At 35.2% G+C, this 18,388-nt stretch carries 15 protein-coding genes and 1 pseudogene; 10 read left to right on the plus strand and 6 right to left on the minus strand.

Going from position 1 to position 18,388, the window contains the following annotated elements; genetic code table 11:
- Nucleotides 1-335, plus strand: a pseudogene (locus AB6N09_RS04465) (Rpn family recombination-promoting nuclease/putative transposase); the annotation flags it as partial.
- A gap of 47 nt (nucleotides 336-382) precedes the next feature.
- Here the strand turns inward: AB6N09_RS04465 and trhO are convergent.
- On the minus strand, nucleotides 383-1,189 hold the full coding sequence (gene trhO / locus AB6N09_RS04470; RefSeq protein WP_411131742.1) for an oxygen-dependent tRNA uridine(34) hydroxylase TrhO: 807 nt from the start codon (nucleotides 1,187-1,189) through the stop codon (nucleotides 383-385).
- Nucleotides 1,190-1,302: 113 nt separating this feature from the next.
- Here trhO and AB6N09_RS04475 point away from each other — a divergent pair, with 113 nt between their 5' ends.
- A complete protein-coding gene (locus AB6N09_RS04475; protein WP_411131743.1) occupies nucleotides 1,303-2,901 on the plus strand; it encodes an ABC transporter permease in 1,599 nt (532 codons plus the stop codon).
- Nucleotides 2,902-2,924: 23 nt separating this feature from the next.
- Here AB6N09_RS04475 and apaG read toward each other — a convergent pair whose 3' ends face one another.
- Complete coding sequence (gene apaG / locus AB6N09_RS04480; RefSeq protein ID WP_411131744.1) at nucleotides 2,925-3,329, minus strand: Co2+/Mg2+ efflux protein ApaG; 405 nt, start codon at nucleotides 3,327-3,329, stop codon at nucleotides 2,925-2,927.
- A 99-nt stretch (nucleotides 3,330-3,428) separates the two neighbouring features.
- Here apaG and AB6N09_RS04485 point away from each other — a divergent pair, with 99 nt between their 5' ends.
- The 3 genes from AB6N09_RS04485 (at nucleotide 3,429) to AB6N09_RS04495 (ending at nucleotide 7,268) form a co-directional block, all read left to right on the plus strand.
- Nucleotides 3,429-4,487: a 5-(carboxyamino)imidazole ribonucleotide synthase gene (locus AB6N09_RS04485; RefSeq protein ID WP_411131745.1), complete on the plus strand. Its 1,059-nt coding sequence runs from the start codon at nucleotides 3,429-3,431 to the stop codon at nucleotides 4,485-4,487.
- Between the two features lie 652 nt (nucleotides 4,488-5,139).
- Entirely contained in the window at nucleotides 5,140-6,645 is a 1,506-nt protein-coding gene (gene gpmI / locus AB6N09_RS04490) for a 2,3-bisphosphoglycerate-independent phosphoglycerate mutase (RefSeq protein WP_411131746.1), read from the plus strand.
- Between the two features lie 143 nt (nucleotides 6,646-6,788).
- On the plus strand, nucleotides 6,789-7,268 hold the full coding sequence (locus AB6N09_RS04495; protein ID WP_411131747.1) for a hypothetical protein: 480 nt from the start codon (nucleotides 6,789-6,791) through the stop codon (nucleotides 7,266-7,268).
- Between the two features lie 304 nt (nucleotides 7,269-7,572).
- On the opposite strand, the gene fabD is transcribed toward AB6N09_RS04495, so the two are convergent.
- Nucleotides 7,573-8,553, minus strand: a complete 981-nt coding sequence (gene fabD, locus AB6N09_RS04500) for an ACP S-malonyltransferase (protein WP_411131748.1) — start codon at nucleotides 8,551-8,553, stop codon at nucleotides 7,573-7,575.
- Nucleotides 8,554-8,681: 128 nt separating this feature from the next.
- Here fabD and rpmE point away from each other — a divergent pair, with 128 nt between their 5' ends.
- The 4 genes from rpmE to AB6N09_RS04520 all read left to right on the plus strand — a co-directional run bounded on the left by rpmE (nucleotide 8,682) and on the right by AB6N09_RS04520 (nucleotide 12,738).
- Complete coding sequence (gene rpmE / locus AB6N09_RS04505) at nucleotides 8,682-8,894, plus strand: 50S ribosomal protein L31 (RefSeq protein ID WP_411131749.1); 213 nt, start codon at nucleotides 8,682-8,684, stop codon at nucleotides 8,892-8,894.
- A gap of 24 nt (nucleotides 8,895-8,918) precedes the next feature.
- Nucleotides 8,919-9,713: an NAD kinase gene (locus AB6N09_RS04510; RefSeq protein ID WP_411131750.1), complete on the plus strand. Its 795-nt coding sequence runs from the start codon at nucleotides 8,919-8,921 to the stop codon at nucleotides 9,711-9,713.
- Nucleotides 9,714-9,805: 92 nt separating this feature from the next.
- Entirely contained in the window at nucleotides 9,806-11,578 is a 1,773-nt protein-coding gene (locus AB6N09_RS04515) for a hypothetical protein (protein ID WP_411131751.1), read from the plus strand.
- A gap of 128 nt (nucleotides 11,579-11,706) precedes the next feature.
- Nucleotides 11,707-12,738 (plus strand): extracellular solute-binding protein, encoded by a 1,032-nt coding sequence (locus tag AB6N09_RS04520; protein ID WP_411131752.1) that lies wholly within the window; start codon nucleotides 11,707-11,709, stop codon nucleotides 12,736-12,738.
- Nucleotides 12,739-12,778: 40 nt separating this feature from the next.
- On the opposite strand, the gene AB6N09_RS04525 is transcribed toward AB6N09_RS04520, so the two are convergent.
- Entirely contained in the window at nucleotides 12,779-13,117 is a 339-nt protein-coding gene (locus AB6N09_RS04525) for a hypothetical protein (protein WP_411131754.1), read from the minus strand.
- A gap of 506 nt (nucleotides 13,118-13,623) precedes the next feature.
- Between AB6N09_RS04525 and AB6N09_RS04530 the strand changes: the two genes are divergently transcribed.
- Nucleotides 13,624-14,520, plus strand: coding sequence for an aspartate carbamoyltransferase catalytic subunit (locus tag AB6N09_RS04530; protein ID WP_411131755.1), 897 nt, complete (start codon nucleotides 13,624-13,626; stop codon nucleotides 14,518-14,520).
- Nucleotides 14,521-14,623: 103 nt separating this feature from the next.
- Here AB6N09_RS04530 and AB6N09_RS04535 read toward each other — a convergent pair whose 3' ends face one another.
- Together AB6N09_RS04535 and AB6N09_RS04540 are read right to left on the minus strand one after the other, a co-directional pair.
- A complete protein-coding gene (locus AB6N09_RS04535) occupies nucleotides 14,624-18,040 on the minus strand; it encodes a peptidase M2 (protein ID WP_411131756.1) in 3,417 nt (1,138 codons plus the stop codon).
- Between the two features lie 165 nt (nucleotides 18,041-18,205).
- Nucleotides 18,206-18,388, minus strand: a 183-nt coding sequence (locus tag AB6N09_RS04540; protein ID WP_411131757.1) for a hypothetical protein, incomplete at its 5' end; no start/stop codon positions are given.

The following is an 18,388-nucleotide window of genomic DNA, read 5'->3' on the forward strand; positions in this document are numbered from 1 at the left end:
AACTAGTGAAAGAGAGTTGGAAAGGATAATAGGAAGTGACGTAATAATCAAAAAAGCATATGAGGAGCTAAATAGATTCAACTGGTCAGAAAAGGAGTTGATAGCGTATAAACAAGAGATAAAGCGTATTCGTGATGAGAAGGCTGTCCTCGCTCAAAAACTTGATGATGCTAGAGAGAAAGGTATAGAAATCGGCGAAGAAAAAGGCAGAAAAAAAGGGAAATTGAAGTTGCTAAAACCTACTTAAAGCACGAGTTTCTATTGATATCATAGCTCAAACTACTGGTCTTCCTAAAGCTGAAATTGCACGACTCAAAGAGGAAGTCACGAGTTAACCACTTAGCTGAACAGACACGTGTAGATAAATCCAGTTTTTTCATTCTTAAGCTTTACAATCAGAGCAAATCACCTGACCACGTGAGACTGATTTCAGTTCATCAGTTGGAACTTGATTTGAGCAAAATATGCATTTTATTTTATCGCTTGGAACAAGTGAGTTATTAACAGCGATTCTATCGTCAAAAACGAAACATTCGCCTTCCCAATTACCATTTTTATTATAAGTTTTTTCAAGATAAGAAAGAATACCACCTTTAAGATGGTACACATCGTTAAATCCAAGGCTTTTCATGTATACTGTAGATTTTTCGCATCTTATTCCACCAGTGCAGTACATAGCCACTTTCAGGTCTTTATTCTCAGAAAATGACTTTGCCCACTGAGGAAACTCACGAAAACATTGAGTGTGTGGATTGATTGCATTCTTGAACTTACCTAATTTTACTTCGTACTCATTTCGTGTGTCTATTACTAAAACGTCAGGTCGAGAGATAAAATCATCCCAATACTCTGGATCAACATATTTACCTCTAAGAGAAATATCAAGATTGCTTACACCGAGGTTTACAATTTCTCTTTTTAACCTCACTTTCATCTTGTTAAATTGTTGATATTCTGCTGCACTTTCTTTCCACGTAAGATCTTTTAGCCTACAATCAGAACGTAGAAAATCAAATGTTTTATCAATTGCGTTTCTTTCACCGGATATGGTTGCGTTGATGCCCTCCTCTGCAAGGAGTATAGTACCCTTCAGCCCAACGTTATCGCATGCAGCTTTTATTTCGTCTTTCATATCGTAATAGTTAGAGAGTTCTACAAAATGGTAGAAAGTTGCTATGACAAAGCTCATGATTATTAACTTATCAACTTAGAATATAATATATAAAATTATAAAGATATTCAACTCTGGATATCTTCAGCTTTTGTATATAACATTTTTATATTAAGTGTGGATTTAATTTAATGTTTTTAAGAATATTTAAAAATATATTCTTATTTCTAGTAAGTATATTATTTATCTGCCCTATATTATCGTTAATATCGATTCTATTTACAAAATCGGCAGATTCTGGGTGGGTAATCAGTACACTTTTTCCTGAATATATACTGAATACGTTAATCTTGATGGTAGGAGTTGGAAGTATATCTTTTATATTTGGAGTGATACCAGCATGGCTCACCACATTTTTTTCATTTCCTGGGAGTAGAATTTTTGAGATTGCTTTATTTTTTCCGCTATCGATTCCTGGTTATATAGTAGCGTTTATCTATGTAAACATGCTAGAGTTCTCAGGTACGATTCAGAGTTTGTTAAGAGAAATTTTAGAGTGGAGCAAAGGCGATTATTGGTTTCCCGAGATCAAATCTTTAGGTGGTGGAATATTAGTGATGGGGTTCAGTTTATATCCATACGTTTACATATTGGTCCGCTCAAGTCTAAGGAACGTTAGCAACTCGGTTACTATTGCATCAACACTTGGGTTTTCCTCACTGCAGAGCTTATTTTCTGTCATAATACCCTCTATACGTCCATCAATTATAGCTGGATTATCCTTAGTGCTAATGGAAGTAATTACGGATTTTGGTACACCACAGTTTCTTGCAATTGACACTTTTACAACAGGAGTATATCGCACCTGGTTTTTGCTGCACGATAAATATTCAGCTACTGTTCTAGCAGTTGCAGAATTGATCTTCATTGCAACACTAATAACTATTGAAAAAATCCTGCAAAAAAGTGGGATCTCCTATTCTGCAATCAGTACTAATTCAGACTACCACAACAAGCGCAGTATAAATGGTGTTGTGCCATTGATCTTTGCTTATATCATGTGTGTATTGCCAATATTGATAGGTTTTGCTTTACCAATTATTCCACTGATATATTGGAGTATAGAGAAGGGGTTTTTCATATATGAAGCAAGATTTTATAGCATAATAGCAAATAGCTTTAGTTTATCATTTGTTACCGCGCTAATCTCGATTAGCATTGCAATAATGATTGGATATGCGGCGCGTAAAAATAGGGCTATCAGTAGTGTAGCACGTCTTATTTCTTTAGGCTACGCAATTCCAAATGCGATTATCGCAATTAGTATAATAATATTTTTAAGCAAGATATCTTCTTTTGTTACTCAATATATTGTGGAAGTGAGCTTAGTAGGAACTGTTGGCGCCTTGATTTACTCGTATTTATTTCGTTTTTTTGCTATATCTTTTAAAGCAATAGAATCAGGGCTCAAAAAAACACCAAATGAAATTGAGTGGACCGCGTATACTATGGGTCATGGACCTATCTCCACGTGTCTGAATGTTCATATTCCTCTCATCAGGAAAAGTATACTGTCGGGGTTTTTGCTCGTGTTTATGGATACTATCAAGGAACTCACGGCAACACTCATTATAAGACCATTTAATTTTGAAACTATATCAACTAGAATATATGAGCTTGTAAGCGATGAGCGTTACAGAGAGGCTGCCCCATTTTCATTAATGATAGTTACGATCGGCTTAATTTCCACAATGATCTTGTTTAAGCTTGATAATTGGAGTAAAAAATAAATTTTAACGACAGTCCATTAGACCTAGTGCGGTCTAGAGTTTATGTATGGACTATCCAAAGAAAAAGGCGGTATCATGACCTCAAAGACTTTTGTGCTTTCTTCATTTAGAAATTCGTACCTACCTTGCATTATTCCAGATGGTGCGTTTAAGTATGTCCCGCTCGTATACCTAAATACTTCTCCAGGTTTTATCACAGGCTGCTCTCCAATAACACCAGCACCTGCAATTTCATTTACCTTCCCTTTGTAATCTATTATCTGCCAATGGCGGCTCAGCAATTGAATAGTTGATGGGCTTTTATTTTTTATCTTAACATTGTATATCCACACATAGGAATTTTCATAAGGAATAGATTGCTCCTCAATGTAAACTGGCAAAACTGTAACTTCAACAGAGTTAGTAGTAAGTGTGTACTCTAGAGCCATATTATAATTTAAGAAAACAACACCTAATTATACACTATTTTCATGGATTCTTCAAGCATGTTATCATATTCTAATTAGCAGTGATAATATGGATCAGATATGCTCAGCGAAAGAGTAATAGGAATAATAGGTAGTGGACAATTAGGTAAGATGACTGCTATTGCTGCAACAAAACTTGGGCAAAAAACACATATTTTTGCCAATGCTAAGGATGATCCAGCTTGCTCTGTTGCCGGTAGTGTAACAATAGCAGATTTTTCTGATAGGAAGGCACTTGTATCTTTTGCACAGAGCGTGGATTTAGTCACTATTGAATCTGAAAATATTCCTTGTAACGCAGTTGATATTATATCACAGCATGTGGATTTTTATCCGGGTAAAAGAGCACTACATATTTCGCAAAATAGGCTGAGAGAAAAAGACTTTATTAGAGATTTGGGTATAAAAACCGCTGGTTATAAAAATATACAAAATCATGATGAGCTATTAGAAAGCAGTAGAACTTTTTGCTGCCCAGTAAGGCTGAAAACAGCAGAAATGGGTTACGATGGAAAAGGACAATATGTGATCGAGAATGATTCTGAAGCGAAAAAATTTGTTTCCTTTGATTGGAACACAAAGTATATCCTCGAAGCAGGTGTTGATTTACTAAAAGAGGTTTCAATAGTTATTGCAAGAGATAAAAACGGTAAAGTAACTTTTTTTCCTATAGCAGAAAATCACCACTTTGATGGAATGCTTGACACTTCAACAGTGCCAGCCAAAATAGATAGTAAATTAGCTCAAGAGGTACAACAAACCGCAGCGAAAATAGCAGATGCGCTTGATGTAGTAGGAATCCTTGCTATTGAATTTTTCATTACTAAAAATAATGAGCTTCTAGTTAACGAACTAGCTCCAAGACCTCACAATTCCTGCCACTGGAGTTTGGATGCATGTAACGTTAGTCAGTTTGAGCAATTGGTTAGGGTAATATGCGGGTTACCTATGCAGGAAGTAGCACTACGCTTTCCTTGCATGACGAAGAACATAATAGGTAGTGATATATATGATTTTCATAAGTATCTGAGCAACAAAAAAGCTAGTTTGACCATATACGGAAAGAAAGAGGTCAGGGATAAGCGTAAAATGGGACATGTCAATATAGATTTGAGTTAGATACAATAACGAAGTTATTGTATCTACGTTTGTTTTAGAAAAAAGTGCACTTAGTTTTATAGCCAATTTTGCTCAAAACACATATCCCCTTCGGTGTCATTCCATTGCATCTTTTTTTGTCATCCAAGTACCTCCTTTCTTTGTCATCCAAGTAGCTGACACTGGAATCTAGGATACTACTTTAGCAATAAATATTTAAGAAGTTTTCTAAGCAGAAAAAAAGGCAAAAGAAACCCATAGCAGCTAGTATTCAAATACTCCCTTGTTCTATTTGACGTTCTATACTGTCTTAAACGACTTATAAGCGCGTTTCAGCTTGTATAGGTAAAAACCAGAAGTTTTAAAAAGACGTAAGGTGCACATAGTGAAAAATTTAAACATGAGACGCAAATACAAAGTTTCCTTTGTCGTTTAATCTGCAGATTGCGAAGTTAAATGAATAGCTTCAGTGTTATGATAATGTGGTTGTAGGTATTTGTCAAGTAGTTTTTTCGCATATGCTAAAACTAGTTTATTATGCGAGAGATCTAATGTTGTTCTGACGCACCTATGTGATAACTCCTCCTTTACAAACTTTATATCACGCAATATAGAAATTGTGGAAAGAGTTTGTTTTTGGTATCATGTTATATCTATACAATTCTAGCACCGCATGAACTTTAAATCAGTTGTTTTATGTATACTAGATGGCTGGGGAAATGGAATAGAGAATAGTAAATATAATGCTATCAGCAATGCAAATCCACCCTTTTGGAAGTATATTAGCTCTAATTACCCAAAATGCAGTTTATCTGCCTATGGAACCGATGTTGGGCTACCAGATGGTCAGATAGGCAATTCAGAAGTTGGCCATATGAATATTGGCAGTGGCAGAGTAGTGATACAAAGCCTACAGCGCATTAATCAAGAAATAGGAACAATAGAAAGCAATGTAAATCTACAAAACTTTATTGTTAATTTAAAAAGCAAGCATGGCGTATGCCATATAATGGGATTAGTGTCAGACGGTGGTGTTCATTCGCATCAAAAACATATTTCAACTCTGGCAAATAAAATATCGCAACACGGAATTAAGATGGTAATACATGCATTTTTAGATGGCAGAGATACATCGCCAAATTCGGGGAAAAAATGCATTCAAGAATTTGAAGAGAGTATAAAGGGCAATGACATAAGAATTGCTACTGTCTCTGGACGTTATTACGCTATGGACCGTGATAACAGGTGGGAAAGAACAATTGAAGCTTACGAAGCTATTACATTTGCAAAGGCACCTTGTCACGATAGTGTGATGTCGTTGATTGATAATAATTATCAAAACAACATAACTGATGAGTTTATCAGACCTGCAGTAATAGGTAAATATCAAGGTATAAAGCCAGAAGATGGAGTGTTACTAGCTAACTTTCGTGCCGATCGGATGATACAATTAGCAAGTATCTTGCTTGGTAAAACAGACTACATTGAAGTGGCAAAATTCTCTTCAATTTTAAGTATGATGCAATACAAAACGGACTTAGGAATTCCCTGTCTTTTTTCTCCCACATCCTTTGCCAACACTCTAGGACAGGCAATAGCGGATAATAAACTACGACAGTTGCGTATTGCTGAAACTGAGAAATACGCTCATATAACTTTCTTTTTTAATTGTGGAAAAGAAGAGCCTTTTCCTGGTGAAGAAAGAATTCTCATCCCATCGCCAAAAGTCAAAACTTATGATTTGCAGCCTGAAATGGCAGCCTTTGAGCTCACAGAAAAGCTTGTAGAAAAAATTTATTCCAAAGAATTCGCACTGATAGTTGTAAATTACGCTAATCCTGATATGGTAGGTCATACAGGTAACATGAAAGCAGCTCAGAAGGCTGTGCTAGCTATAGATAATTGCCTTATGAAAGTGCTCAATGCTGTTAAAGAAGTAGGTAACATTGCGCTCATTGTTACGGCAGATCACGGCAATGTTGAGTGCATGTTCGATCAAGAAAACAACACACCTCTCACAGCACATACTTTGAATACAGTTCCATTCATCGTATGCTCTGATTCTTATAACAATCTGAAGCTGAGAGATGGAAAGTTATCTGACATCGCCCCTACTGTTTTACAGCTGCTTGGGATTAAAAGCCCGGATAAAATGACAGGTAGTTCATTGATTGTCTAATTTTGATTATCATCCTCTGTCATCTTAGCTGGGATTTACAACTATCACAGTATGGGTTTATCTGGAAGATAAAATAACAAGAAAAAAACTATGTAGCGTATAGTAAGTATTTTTCCTATTTTAGCATTGCAAATATAATTGGTATGATTATCTTTTTGTTTAAGGTTTTAATTATTGCTTTTTTGTCAACTACACAAATTTTTGCAAAAGAAAAACTGCATACATTTTATGACAGAGAAAGCGGCTTGCAATTATCACTACCTGGTAGTGTGGTTGTAGATAACAACAATAACGTACGGACTGTTTACGATAATTACGAAAATGACTCTCTTATAAAAAACGCAAGAAAAATTTTTTCATTTAAATTTAAAGACGACCGCTACTATTTTATAAGAGCAGATGTACTAATCAGCAAAAATGATGTTTCAGAAAAAGCATGCTATAGCAGTTATCCGTATATGAATTACGAAGGTTTTTATGATGATAAAGGAAAAGAAGTACCAAATAAGATATTGATAGATGGATATCACTTTACATACCTTAACGGTAGTGATAATGTCACAAGTCACCTCTATGGTGCAGATACATATAGGGGTATAATTAATGGTAAATGTGTTTTTTGACATTTACTCAAACATAACAAGCCCTGATGCATATATTGATGATCATTCTTTAATAAAACATATATGGAGCTCATTCCATGAAGATATGATAACTGTAAATAACATTATAAAAAATGCGAAGTTTGATTGTCACTAAATAAAAAATAAACCTTTTAGTCATTTTCTGTGGGGTGCTTTTGCGTACAACATTTTTGACGGGATTGCATGGAGACCAGCGCTGGCTACTTGGATGACATCCTTTCTGGTCTATCAATCACAATGCTCGTAAAATGTATCTACTTGGGTAATACCAAATAGATACACTTCAACTTAAACTAACTTCTAGATTTTCCGCTGTCAACACTAGCGATTCATCAAGAAAACTATCAATATCACCAACACTATTTATATTTTTCACGTTGATAGATTGATCAATTCTTTTTACTAAATTAGATAAAACTTTGTTAGGTCCAATTTCAACGAATTTGTTAACGTTGCGGGTTACCATATATAAAACCATCTCTCTCCATCTTACTTTGCTTATGATTTGCTTAGCAAGCAAATCTCTTATTATTTCTGGGTCACTTTCTTCTTTAGCTGTAACATTTGATACAAAGGGAATTAAAGGTCGAGTTACTGTAATGCTTTCCAAAAATTCCAAAAGTTTTTCATCAGCAGGTTTCATAAGAGATGAATGAAAAGGCCCACTAACTTGCAATTTAATTAGTTTTCTAACGCTTGAGTCTTTGAATAAATCAGGTAACATTTCAAGAGCTTCCGCAGTGCCGCTTACCACTACCTGTCCACCGCCATTGTCGTTTGCAACTTCACAAACCACGTCAATTTGGGCTGATTCTAATACATTTTCTACTTCGCTTATCTCTGCTCCAAGCAATGCAACCATTCCGCCTTTACATTTCAGAGAGGCTTCATGCATCGCTTCACCTCGAACTTTCAGCAGCTTGACTGCAGACTCAAGAGTCAGTGCTCCTGCAGCACATAGTGCTGTATACTCGCCAACTGAATGTCCACAAACATACTGAACGTTGCAATCAGAGAAAAGAGATCTGCCAAACACGTGCTCCATAACACGTAGCGTTGCAATTGACACTGCCATTATAGCTGGCTGAGCATTTTCTGTGATGGTCAATTCTTCAATAGGGCCGTCAAAAATTAAACTAGATAACTTTCCACTTAGTATACTATCTACTTCATTAAATACCTGTCTTGCAACATAGAACTCACTATATAAGCTCCTTCCCATTCCTACAAACTGGGAGCCCTGACCAGGGAAAGCGAAAATCATAATAATTATTATTTATTCTTTATTAAGTATACTACTTTATTTATTTTTTGTCAATATTTTAGAATAATAATTGACTTAGTGAATCGAATCCACTAGAATATTAACTAACTAGAAGTTTGTAGGTAGCAATGGCAGAAATTGATTATCATAAGATTACTATAATCATGACAAATGGGCAAGAGTTTGAAACTCGTTCCACTTATGGAAAGGAGGGTGATAAGGTAAAACTTGACAGAGATCCTCTAACCCACCCTGCATGGACTGGAAGTTTGACAAGTGTGTCAGCAAGCAAAACTAGCAAAATAGCTAAGTTTAACGATAAGTATGGAGGTATCTTCTAGTTTTTGCTTCTTTCGGAGTGAAGCATGCATAAATATAAAAATATAGCCTACGTTGCTTCTGAGTCACCAAAATCGCAGGAAGTATCCAAACTGTTACAAAAATTTAATCTTATCAGTATAACAGAGGAAAATAAATCCGAAATTGATCTACTCATAGTTCTTGGCGGTGATGGCTTTATGCTACGCGCCCTACATAATTACGTGATAGGAAATAAAAACATACATGTATATGGAGTAAATACTGGCAACGTTGGATTTTTGATGAATAAGTGCTTTAGTCGCAGCGAAGATCTAATTGATAACATAGAACACGCAACCACAACACAGCTCACTTTGTTAAAAATGGAAGCTACAGACATAGGTGGCAAAAAACACCATTACATAGCGTTAAATGAGGTATATGTCTTTAGAAAAGCAAATCAAATAGTAGAAATGAATATTACTATCAATGACAAGCTAAAAGTAGAAAAATTTAGAGGGGATGGAATAATATTGTCTACCCCAACCGGTAGCCCTGCATATAACCTTTCCGCCGGAGGCCCAATCTTACCGTTAAACTCAAACTTACTTGCACTGACCTCTATTAATAGCTATCACCCAAGGCATTGGAACGGAGCATTAATCTCAAGTGATACAGTAGTACAAATTGACATTAACGACATGGAAAATCGTCCAGTACTTATAGTATCAGATTACAAGGAGTTCCATAATATATCACAAATAAAAATGCAGAAAGACCATGAGAACATAGTTACTCTACTTTTTGATAGGGATTATTCACTAGAGGAAAGAATCTTTGATAGGCAATTTTTATACTAAATTTTTCATATTTTTTCTTAAATTAGTATTTACTATATCTTAACAATTATAGTGTAATCAACACAGCATTGATAATTAATTTCGGAGTAAATATGGGACCAGTAACGAATTCACTATCGCCTAAAAAGAACGCACTATTAATATTTGACTTTGATCAAACAATTGTCAAAAGCTCCATGTGCAATCTCTTTGAATACCAAAATTATAATGATTATGATTCTGGCCAAGACAATGCAGTAACTAAAGAAAAAATAGAAGAATTTTTAAAAAATTCAGGAATCAAAAATAAAAAAAAACTAAAGCATGTATTACAATCTGCACTTTCAAGAGGAGCAGAAGTTGCTATTGTATCACTTGCATATCCCAAATCAGTAGAATATATAGTGAAAAATTATTTAGATTTAACAGAAGAGCAGGCACAAAGTATTAAAGTATTTGAAGAAACAACTAAGCGTCAAACCTCACAAATTGAAGATCCAGCAAAAATGGCTGAAAAAATGAATAAGTCTCAAGATCCACAAATCGGAAAACATCTATGTGTTTTATATCTTTTAAAAGCACATAAAAAAGACAAAGGTATGTTACCGCAAAAAGTAATGTTAGTTGATGGTAATATGCGGAACACTAATCCTGTTGATGACTTTCATAGAAACATAAAGGAATTGTTAAAAAAAAATATGAATAGTCTCTTAGAAAATATAGATCAAGAAATAGCGGAAGTTGATATTAGTAAAAAAGAATTAGAAAATATCACATTTAAGGAGATTAATATATCTAGTGAGCTGACAACAGAAACAAACAGAGCAGCAGATGATGGTTATTTAGACGAAGTAGAAAAATGGATTGAAGAACCTATACAGAATCTTCAAGATATTAAGAATAAGTTATGTTCAGAGACACCTTCAACTTCTCCTCCATCGTATAAAAGCGAAGATGGCTCTGACAGGTCTCTTAGTGAATCCGATGTAGGAGGCAATGCAACTTCGAACAGTAAAAAAACAAACAGACTCTTGCCAAGAGCAAAGTATGCCATGCAGCATAAGGGTTTTGTAACTTTTAGTGCAGCTGCTATTATACTTGGCACATCCACAGCTTTAGTATATTTACAAGACAAAGCAAAATTTATTGCGTTTTTTACAGACAGCCCAAAATATGTCACTATACCGGTTATTGCACTTGCTTCATTGATTGCAATTATTCCAATATTTTGTGCAATAAAGCAATTTAGAAATACTGAAGAATGTGAAATCCAAGGGAAAAATACGGATGAGATTTTAGATGAAATGTTGGAGCGCCAGCCAAAGGATAAAGTAATAAAATCTGTAAGATTGGAATATAGCAATGGCACTCATTCAAATTTTGCACTTAACGCTTGGAAAGCTAAAAACGGCTTCATTAACATTGATGAAAAAGTAATTAGTAGAACTAACAAAATAGAATCAGTAATCAACAATAGGCCAATATTTACTGCATTGTTAACTGGCGTAGTTGCTGCAAATATCGCGCTTCCTTTAGAGCTACTTGCAATAGATGGCGTTAATAATGTACATAAATTTTATCAGAATCTTTTGAATCACAATGTAGGATTATCATTACTTATATGCTCAGGTATACTTACATTATTAATCATATGCCTTGGTGTACATTACCATAACAAGACAAATTGCACTAATCTTATATATCCCTTAGGAGAGATCAACGCTGAAAATGTTAACAAGGAACTCATTGAAGAAATAAAACGCGAAAGAACAAATGTTCTTAAGGAAAATCACAGTAAAGACGCTAAGCGCAGCAGCTTAACGCTTGAGCAAGTTGTGGTTCAATCTCACAATTATCCAGGTGTTGTTTACGGTGTTAGTGGATAAATAAATTTCCTACACAATATTAATGCCCCTTAATTGGGGCGATAGTTCTTATGTATTAAGCAAATTTTACATTTGCTAAAGTCTCCCTATTTGAGTATCTTTAACTATAAGAAACTATTGTATTCAATATGAAAAGAGCTTTAATATTCACATTTCTAATAGCAGCTGTATTAATAGTCATTACTTATTTGTACAAGAACAGCGAAACAGACAATTCACAAGTGGTGAATGTTTATTCATCACGCAAGGAGGAATTAGTACGTACTTTATTTGATGAATTTACAAAAAACACGAGCATCAAGGTACGTTATATTATTGATGATTGTTCTCAGTTGCTCTCACGCATGGAAAATGGTGGTGAAGCTGACTTATTTTTGACTGCAGATACAGTGAATTTGATTTTAGCAAAAAAAAGAGACCTTCTGTCCCAAGTAGACTCAGAGGTTTTAAAAAATGCTATACCTGCAAAATTTAGAGATAATGAAGATTATTGGTTTGGCCTCACAAAAAGAACTAGAATATTGGTTTATAATAAAGAATCAGTAGATCCTAAAGATTTAAGTACTTATGAAGATTTAGCAAATGAAAAGTGGAAAGGAAAAATATTAGCACGTTCTTCTACGAGTCCATACAACCGATCATTGATTGCTTTTATGATTGCAAACGAAGGTTTTGAAAAGGCAAAAGAATGGGTCTGTGGAATTGTGAGCAATATGGCAAGAAAACCAAGTGGTGGCGATACTGACCAAATTTATGCTGTAGCTGCTGGTGAAGGAGATGTTGCAATAGTAAATAGCTATTATTTTGCAAGAATTCTTTCGTTAGGACATGGAAATAAAAGGAATGTTATAGACAAGCTAGGAGTTTTCTTCCCTAATCAAAACGACAATGGTGTAATGGTGAATATTAGTGGTGCAGCGGTAACAAAAAGCGCAAAAAACAGAAAAAATGCTATAACTTTGCTGGAATTTTTAGTAAGCAAGCAAGCTCAAGAACTATATGCTAAAAAAAATCAGGAATATCCTATTGTTGAAGGCGTTGAAACTTCCGACGCATTAAAATCTTGGGGGAATTATTTACAAAGTGACTTACCTCTCAGCAAACTTGAAGAAAACCTGCTCGAAGCTGTTATGATAGCTGATGAGTGTAAGTGGAAATAATCCGCATATATCCCAGTGCTATCAAGCACTGGGATATATGCTAGTTTATTTGCCTACCTCCGCGCTTTTGGTTTGCTGAGTTTTCTCTTCTTCGCAACTCAGCTTCAACTTTGCTGTCTTTAGCTGGCTGTTCTGCACTATCAACTTCCTTTCCATCATTCACCTCAGGAAAGTAGGCAAGATTGTTAAAGCTATGTATCGGCTTGCCTTCTTTTTCAACTTCCTTCTCAGAACCTTTCATCTTATCTACTGCCTGTCTTTCTGCATCTAATATGCCTTTTCCCGCAGCACTCAGTACATCATAACCTACATCTAATGCTTTTTCTGCTCCTTGAATAAGCTTACCACCTGATATACCGTCAGCAACCATAAGATCCATGGCAATTATACCACCAATTGGTCCTCCAAACAGAAAGCCAATTGCAATAACACCGATTCTCTTTGCAATAGTGCCAGCTTGAGATAAGAGTTTCTCTAAGCAACCTGGCTTTGCATTCTCTTTGCTGCTTTCTTCATCTTTAGTTCTATTATTCTTCCTATAATTACCATATGCTAAAGCTCCAACAACTGCACCAGCAACAGGACCAACAACTTGAATAGCAAAAGCAGCAATTGTGAGCGCCGTTCTCCACGGGACGTAATCTAGTATTTTGCTTCCCAGGCTAGTTTTCTCATCTTTCTTTTAAGTTTTTGCAGCCATTTTCAACCTCACTTACTATTAACAAACTAACAGCAATAAAACCAGAATACTAATTATCAATTAATACCAGTTTTTGTTTTAATGCAATGCCTATTTAGGTTTAGCTTAAATAATTCTCGTGGAGGAGACTTGTTGAAAAAAGGTAATAAGAAAGTAGAATAGGTTATTGTGCATTAAAAGAAACTATGAGCAATAGCAGGAATTTGCTAAGCATACAGGACCTCACAATCAATGATGTAGAGAATATAATTAAGCTAGCTAGTCAATATCTGAAAAATGAAGTTGCAAGTGGTCATATTCTAGAAAATAAAACGGTAATAAATCTATTTTTTGAAGATTCAACGCGCACTCTTGCATCTTTTGAAATAGCATCAAAAAGTCTTGGAGCAAATGTTATAACTCTGCCGATAAAATCTTCTTCTATTAACAAAGGGGAAAATTTGAAAGATATGGTAAAAACGTTAAATGCAATGAATCCTGATTATATAGTAATCAGGCAAAAAAACAGCGGTATTTTGAATGTTCTGGCTGAGCATGTTAGCTGCTCACTAATCAATGCAGGTGATGGAAGCAGTGAACATCCAACTCAAGCCCTTGCGGACTATTTTGTAATCAGTAGTCATAAAAAGCAAATAAAGGATCTCAAAATTGTAATATGCGGAGATATTTTACACAGCAGAGTTGCAAGATCGAATATAAGATTATTAAAAATGTTTGGAGCAAAAATATGCTTAGTTGCACCACCAACCTTGATTTGTAAATATTTTCCTGAGGTAGATTCAGTCCATTATTCGCTAATTGAAGGCATAAAGGATGCCGATGTAATTATGCTTTTGAGGTTGCAAAAAGAGCGCATGAATAATAGTTGTTTTGTTCCTTCAGAAAGAGAATATTTTCATTTATATGGGCTTGATTCACGAAAATTATCATGCGCAAAACCAAGTGCGATTGTTATGCATCCAGGTCCAATAAACAGAGGGATCGAGATCAGCAGTGATATAGCAGATTGTGTTATTTTACAACAGGTAGAATTCGGATTGGCAATACGCAAGGCAGTGCTGCATTATTATATTCCTTGCTAATATCAAAAAAATTTGTAATTCTGTAACAATTTATACTCTATTTAGTATAATAACCTTACACGCATGAGGGCTACTGCGTTAAAACAGTAGCCCTTTATGTGTATTAACCCACGTTAAACGAGTTATAGTCGTAATAAGCGTAATCGTTTGTACAGTTAAATATTTCTCCTAAACCATTCTCTAGATCAACATTATATTCATAATGTTGATCTGAAAATGAAGCGCTATCTTGCGTTTCTAAACCGACACCACTTGTGTCTGATAGCAACTCATAGTTTAAGTTATCTATTTTTGTAATACTACTTATTACCTTGCCCTCTTTATTAGATATAGCTAAGTCATAATGATCGCCATCTTTCATTATCTTAATGTACACCTTATCTTCAGGCAACGCTATACACTTCTTCGTATCGCTATCACGAATTACGAATTTGCCATCTTTAAAGTAATACTTGTCTTCCGGCAAAGCACCAACCTTATATCCCGATTCGGCCAATTTATGCCAAAACTTTAACACAGATTGCTTTTCTGCTCCCTCAGCTCTGTCATACAAGGCTTTTACATCATTATAATCTATAGTGATATTTGCCTTATGCTTTCCTTCCGAATCTCGATCATAGTTCTTTTCTATTTTCAAGATTGTGTCTTTCAACACTACCTGCTCTTGCTCTTTGTCCTCTACTGAAGCTGACCTTTTCGTTCTTATTAAACTTTGTGGCTGATCAGACTGCATTTCATCATTGTCGTTTGATGCAGCTTTCTCTTCGGCAGCTCGTGTAACAGCATTAGTAGTACTATGACCCATGTGTGGCGGATCGACTTCTGTTTCAGTTTTGCTTACACTTGCCTGTTCTTTTGAACTTTCGGTTTGTTTGCCTTTTGTAAATATTCTCTGATAATCAGTGTAACCTTTATCAGTATCACCAATGTCGCCTCTACCTCGATCAAACATTATTCTTTTACTCCCATCGCTCGTATCTTTAATTTCAAGTTGAGGAAAAACGGTTGCCAGGAAATCGCTATAACTGTAGTTATAGTCAACAGAAAAGAATATTTTTCCTTGGAAGTGATGGAAGTTATTAGACAACATGCCAATTTCTTCATCACCGTCAAATAATTTTACCTTAGTGAAATATATTTGACCGTTTATTCTAAGTATTTCACCTTTGGAGTTTTTTTGTATATGGTAATCGTTTGGATCGTACTTAATAGCAAAAAGCTTACCAATGGGATATTTATCAAAATTTATAAGACCTATATTGACATGCTCATGAGAATAATCTCTCTTTTTATATTCATGTGCAAATATTGGATCTATATATCTATATTCATCTGGTATAAGATTACCCCGAGCATCATACCTACATTCAACACCATCCTGATCAGTTGGCACCAATTTATATCCGCCGTCCTTCAGTACTAATTTCAGATGAGTAACACTTTTTGGTAGTGGAAATCTTAAGTTTGCTCCTTGGTCATGAATAAATGGGTCGCCTTCCTCACTAATGTAAAAACCCATGTTTTTGAACTCATATAAGCGCTCGCTTTTCTGCTTCACGACAGCTTCATATACATCGTCATCTGTCCTATCGGTCCCCTTATTATCCAATAACTCTCCTTTTTCCGCGATTGCTCTATTTTCTCTTTGCTCATTAGAATATTGAGCATGTTTTGAATCCTTATGACTCAAAATCTTCGTGCCTTTAAGAAGTAAAGGATCCAAGTCTTTTTTAATATGTCCAACACTAGGATGCAAAAATTCATTTTCGTGTAAATGTGCTTCATTGAAGTATTCATCACGTTCAACCATTCTGCCATCTATCAGGGAAGCTTTATAATGACCATTTTCTTCTGTAACCGCCATATAAGCACCACCATCATATCGAACATTTAAGTTATGCAATATATCTTCAAAGAAAAAAGTTTCTTTAGTTTTGCCTTCAACTTGCTTAAAAAAGCCTGATTCGCTCAACAGCTCTCCAAGCTTTTTATTTCCATCATATATAGACAGTGCACCCATATCCCCTTTACCGAGAGCTTTTATAGAGAGAATCTTACCTTCTTGTAGATCAATATGGTCACCTCTGACTAAGTTTGGATTGATATTGATCATCTCTTCTAACATCTTTTCTACATCAATGTTCTTAGTCGCTTTTACTTCTTCTAGGCCAGTGTTTATGGTTTTATCAAGTAAGGCATTTTCTAATTTCTGATATTTAGAAGGAATTGAACGATATTTTTCTAAATACTCTTCGTAAGAAATCTTCCCTTCACGATATTCTCTGCCTATCTTTGGATATTCTTCCTGCCTCTCTTGATTCAACCCTTTTAATGCATCATCGTGAGTTTTCTTTAAACCTTCATCATACCTTGATAGCATCCTGAAAGCTTGTATTTTATACTCTAGACTGTTTCGATACTCATTACCCTGCTGATCAGAGTAAGTGAGTTTAGTTTGCCCGTCGGGAGTTTTGATTACTTTCAAGAAATGATATTCCCTTGATATATCAATCGTATCATTCGTTGCCCTATTCATAGCACGAGCAAAATCATAAAATGCAACGTGTTCTACAGGAGAGAAATTGCCAACATTTTCTCCATTCATTGTTTTTATATCTGCTCTATAGTATGATACGTTTTTTATTTCTCCATCTACTATTTCTTGACCAGTTGCTATAAATTCTTCTTTTGTGGCTTGCAAAGCATTGATGTCCTGCATTGCAACATCTGTGCTATTTTCAGCAAGCCAGCCTTTAAAGGCATCGTTATGTTGTTGTACTTCTTCCAAAAGTTCTTTTGATCTACCGCTATCACCGGCACGTATAGCACTTAAGTAATCACTTAGCAAGCTTGGATAATTTGTTTGTAAATACATTATTAATGCATGACCAGTTTTATAAACCAGGCTATTTGCTTCACTATTTTCTGAGTATTCCAAATTTAAAATTCTACTTAAATCCAAATTTGCAGCTTCAGTTTTATCAATGCTCGATCCTTGAGCATTGAACTTATAGTCTGAGTGGTGTTCAAAGTAATCTGCAATCCCTTCCATTAACACTGTAGGTAAACGGCCACCTCCCGTAGCTAAGTAAGTCAAACCATGTGCAAATTCATGCTGAAGGTTGTGAACACCGCCTTGCTGATAGACGTACATCTCAGCAAAAACACCAGCTTCCCCTCTATAGTAAGTTTTACCACCTTCATCTCCAAGATATGAACCGAAACGCTCGCTTCCGCCAAGGTGAGTGTAATCAGCTTTATTATCGAACACATAAATTTTGAATGTTTGTTCTGAGCTACCAGGCTCCAACTTAAATGCATCTTTAAAATTAGTAGCTGTTTCTCTTATCTCACTTTCAATTTTAGCAAGTTTACTTGCCTTTAAATAATGAGAATAAACCTCTACTTTAATATTTAGCCCTTCTATTTCTATAATATGTGGCGAGTTAAATCCCTTACCACCATTATTGAAATATTCTTCTTTAGTTATATCTTTATTTACTTGTCGATTGATTGTCATAACTTTAACCTCTAATTTATTAATCCCTCAATATCAAGCATAGGGTGATCTCTCTAAAGAAAGCGTAAATTTCAACATCAGTATAATTTTTACTTTAGTAAAAAGATATAAATAATTAATTCAATATGTAAAATCATAGAGTACAGCTGAAGTTCTATGACAGTGTCATTTCAGCACCCTTCTTCCTTTCATCCCAGCGCATGGTGTACACAGCTGTACGAACATTGCAATTAGCAGGTAATTTGCGGGTGGTCGAGTAGACCGGTGGAACTTCCCCACTAGCCCCTCACAGAACTGTGCATGAACCTCTCGATTCACACAGCTCTTGTCATTTTTAGCCTTTACATC

It is taken from the genome of Wolbachia endosymbiont of Tettigetta isshikii (assembly GCF_041154185.1).
GTDB lineage: Bacteria > Pseudomonadota > Alphaproteobacteria > Rickettsiales > Anaplasmataceae > Wolbachia.